This window comes from Mycobacterium sp., from assembly GCF_035653355.1.
Lineage (GTDB): Bacteria > Actinomycetota > Actinomycetes > Mycobacteriales > Mycobacteriaceae > Mycobacterium.
This window is the reverse complement of sequence record NZ_DASRBZ010000219.1, coordinates 1-4084: the sequence shown is the minus strand read 5'-3', so window position 1 is coordinate 4084 and position 4084 is coordinate 1. Positions and strand designations below refer to the sequence as shown.

Annotated in this window: 4 protein-coding genes; 1 reads left to right on the top strand and 3 read right to left on the bottom strand. The window is 64.1% G+C overall.

Annotated features, from left to right (window positions below):
• The 3 genes from VFA16_RS07425 to VFA16_RS07410 all read right to left on the bottom strand — a co-directional run.
• A partial coding sequence (locus VFA16_RS07425; protein WP_324967192.1) for an AMP-binding protein occupies window positions 1-1011 on the bottom strand: 1011 nt, incomplete at its 3' end.
• Between the two features lie 187 nt (window positions 1012-1198).
• Window positions 1199-1813 carry a cysteine hydrolase gene (locus VFA16_RS07415; protein WP_324967191.1) on the bottom strand — a complete coding sequence of 205 codons (615 nt, stop codon included), beginning with the start codon at window positions 1811-1813 and terminating at the stop codon, window positions 1199-1201.
• Entirely contained in the window at window positions 1810-2802 is a 993-nt protein-coding gene (locus tag VFA16_RS07410) for an aromatic ring-hydroxylating oxygenase subunit alpha (protein ID WP_324967190.1), read from the bottom strand. The genes VFA16_RS07415 and VFA16_RS07410 overlap by 4 nt, the downstream gene beginning before the upstream one ends.
• A 398-nt stretch (window positions 2803-3200) precedes the next feature.
• Between VFA16_RS07410 and VFA16_RS07405 the strand changes: the two genes are divergently transcribed.
• Window positions 3201-4084 (top strand): alpha/beta hydrolase (locus VFA16_RS07405; protein ID WP_414687664.1); only part of this gene is annotated, 884 nt, incomplete at its 3' end.

Sequence of the window (4084 nt, the reverse complement as noted above, 5' to 3'; positions counted from 1 at the left end):
CGCCTGGATCAGTCGCTCTTTGATGTAGGGAGTCAACAGCGCACCGCCGTTGGCTACCACCGCCAATGACGACACGTCGGCATTTTCGCTCTCGATAGCGGCAAGCAGCGGGCGGGCCATCGCATCACCGACCACGGTCACCGCCGCCACCTTCTCCCGCTCGATGGTCCGGACGACTTCGTCGGCATCCAGGTGGTCGACGACCGTTGGAAAGACGACCGACTGCCCGGTCGTCATGGCGGTCATGACACTCCACTGCGCGGCGCCGTGGATCAGCGGCGGCAGAATCATCAGCTTGGTTCCCGGCCCGGCGGATGCTCGCGTGACAAGTTCTTCATAGGAGGTCACCGGTTGGCCGCTGACCAGGTCGCGGCCGCCGAAGGAGGTCATGAAGATGTCATGCTGGCGCCAGAGCACACCTTTGGGCATCCCGGTGGTGCCACCGGTGTAGAGCACGTACAGGTCATCCGGCGACGGCTGCACCGGCGGCGGTGCTGGTGAACTCGATTTCATGATCGTGTCGTAGTCCACCGCGCCATAGATGAGGTCGTTGCCCGAGTCGTCGGCGATCTGAATGAGGACACGCAGGTGGGGCAGATCCGGCAACACTTCGGCAACCCGTGGGGCGAACGCGGCGTGGTAGATCAGCGCGCTGGCGCCGGCGTCGGCAAGCAGGTATTGCAGCTCGCTCTTGACGTAGCGGAAGTTGACGTTGAACGGTGCAACCCGCGCCCGGAATGCACCGAGCAACGCCTCGACGAATTCGGTTCCGTTGTAGGCGTAAAGGCCAACCAGGTCCTGCCCTACGTCGTGCCCGGCTAGCGACGACCGCTCGGTACGACACCCCAGCCCGCGAGAGTGCAGATACGACGCCAGCCGGTTGGACCGCTCGACGACCTGCGCATACGTGTATCGCCGTTCGCCCTGGATGACGAGTTCGCGATCCGGGAACGCGGCAGTGACGGCGTCAGCGACGGCGGGAACCGTGAACTGCGTTGTCGTTTCAGACATCGGGCCTCTCATGGCTGGTGCGGCAGCAATCGGATTATCAGGCCGTCGGCCTCGCTCAGCAGGGTACCGTCCACCGTCCACATGCTTGCGGCCACGAACGGTTTCCTGCCGTCGAGAGGGGTGGTTCCGCCGTGCCGCCCACGTGACAGCGCATGAAGTGTCCCTGCATACTCCGATGCGGTGTCAATCATTGCTGATTCCACACGCTGAGCAGCTCGTCGGTCGTGGTGATGGTCGCCAGTAGCGACAGCGTGTTATCGATGACCGCATCGCCATAGTCGGCCGGAACGCCGGCGACGGCATCGCGTGGCACGATGACGTGGTAGGCGGCGTTGACGGCGTCCATGACAAGGTTGGGTATTGCGACATTCAGCGACACGCCAACCACAACCAGTGTGGAGACGCCGAGGTTACGCAGGATTGCGTCGAGGTCGGTGCCGCCCATCGGTCCGACGCCATGCCAGCGGTGCAGCACCAAATCGGTTGGCTTAGGGCCTAACTCGGGCAGCAGCGCCGCACCCGGTGTGCCGGGAGCAATATCGACGCCGCGGCCGATGGCGAAGATTTTGGCGTTGTGGTTTGCGCCCAGCCCGTCGGGCCGTCGCTGCACCAGGCAGTGCACGACACGGACGCCGGCGGCCCGCGCCGCCGGCAGCAGCCTGACGATGTTGGGTAGCGCAATGCGGCGGGCTTCCTTCGCGAGTGCAGCCAGCCCCGCATTCGGGCCGATGACGGCGCCCTGGCACTCTTGGGTAACGATCGCGGTGTGCCCAGGGCGGGCGAGATCCCGCAGCGCTGTCATGCTGGGACGTCATAGAACTGCGTCGCCCACTGGCGCAGCGCCATATATGGTTTCGCGTCCTGCTTCGCCAGGGGCGGCCGCTCAACGTACTTCTGATATCGCCAGATCTCCAGATCGTCCCAGACGGTGGATAGGAACTGCTGCTCGATACGTTCGCGCAGCGCATCCGGCGGCACGTCGGACTCGTCGCCGGGCATTCGCGGCCACCAAATCGAATAGAACAGGTCGGAACACCCGTCGTCGACCGGTGTGCAGGTGAAGATCAGCCGATGGTTCTGCACGCCTTCGAACACGCTGATCGCCCCGCCCAGGCCGAATAAGTGGCTATGGAACCGCAACGACATCTTCTCGGGGTCGTCGCTGCTGGCATCCGGCCAGCCTGCAATGAAGTGCCATTCGTGGTCGGCGATCTTCCAGTCCAACACCCGCGGCGTCACCGTGGCGTGGTGCACATACTCGAAATGGGCGCTGTCGGGGGCGTTCTCGGCAACGATCTGCGGGTGTACCGGCTCGCGCTGCACGCGCCGGGAGAATTCGGGGTACGCCCGGTAATAGGCCGCGGGGTTGGTTTCGAACTGTGGGAATTTGTAGAAGATGTCTGGCATCTCCCATTCCGGCTCCTTGCCATCTGGTTGGTGCCACACAAACACGCAGTCGTATTGCTCACGCACCGGGAATATGCGCAGGCGCAGCGCCCGGTTGGGCCGGTCGGGTTGATAAGGGATGTATTTATTACGGCCGTCGGGGCCCCACCGCCAGCCGTGAAACGGACACTGGACACAGTCACCCACCACCTTGCCGCCGTGCCCGATGTGTGCGCCGAGGTGCTTGCAGTGCGCTTCCAGCACATGTAATTCGCCGTCGGCGTCACGGTAGGCGACCAGATCCTCGCCGAAGTAGTGCAGCGGCCGGACCTCGCCGACCGGAAACTCCGGCGACCAGCCGATCATGAACCAGCCGGTGACTTTCCAGGTGAAAGGCACTTTCATGCCGACGCCTCCTAAGGCCGATTGGTCATACTAAAGACCTTACAGTATATATTTCAGGTCGGCGGACGCTATGCGTACGGCGCTTGCACCGGCGGAGCGGCTCACGGTGTCGCGTCTGGGCCCTGTTTGGCTGAGCAGGTCGACATGCTATTTGCCCGCCTATTAGCGATTCGGGCGGGACGTCATGTCGGTTAGCGCCAGCCTTGCGGTGACGCAATCGCAACGGCTGGGAGGAAGGGCTGCTGTGGGAAATCGATCCAAGGCGGGCACAGCATTTCACCTCCGGTGATTCAAGTGGCAGACGTGGCGATCAGCAACGCTGGTATTCCCGACACAACTCGGGTCGAATACGGTAGCAATTACAGTATCAGGTTGGAGAATTCTTCAAGATGACGAACATGGCGTTGGCGACACGGGCACTGGGCATCACCCGCGAATTGGCATTGGTGTTGCCACGGGCGGCGTCCGGGATCACTGAGTCAACCGGCTGGTCTGCAGCATCTCCCCGCGGTATGCGCCAGTTCGGCGAGGTCGTGCTGGACGAGCTTGTGCTGACCAGCTTTTCGCTGCTGGCCGGCGATGTGACAGAGGCGGTACGACCGCTGAGCGCCTGCATCGCCGCGGCCGATGAGCTATCGGCGCTGGGCATCGACCGGGCGCATGCCGACCCGGAGCCATTGCGTGTGTACAACATCCGGCGACGGCGCATCGGCACCGTGGCCTACGAGCGGCTGACGTTCGAGCACGATCCGGCGCTGCCGGGCTCGCTGGAGGCCGCCGGCCTGGGCGGCCCGGCGAGAGCGGTGGTGCATCTGTGTCGGCACCGCGACGGGCCACGGCCCTGGTTGGTGTGGACACATGGTGCGGGCCAAGGCCGCGCGGACGACCTGCTGATGTCGCGAGCCGGCCGGATACAGCGCAAGCTGGGAATCAATGTCGCGGTACCGGTGCAGCCGGGCCATGGTATCCGGCGCCGACACTGGCCGCCCTATCCCGACATCGATCCGCTGACCAATGTGGCGGGCATGATGCGCTCCGTGTCGGAGATCCGCGCCGTCGTGCGATGGCTGCAGCCACAATCGACCGTCGTTGTGGTATCGGGGGTTTCGATGGGAAGCCCGGTTGCAGCATTGGTTTCGCATCTGGAGAAGCGGGTCGACGGCGTCGCCCTCTACACGCCGATCCTTGGGCTCAATGCGATGATCGCACTGCACCTGGCGCGCTGGGGTCCGTCGCGGCATGGTGTCCGAGAGTTGTTGCAGGCGCCGGTGGTGTCGGCGCT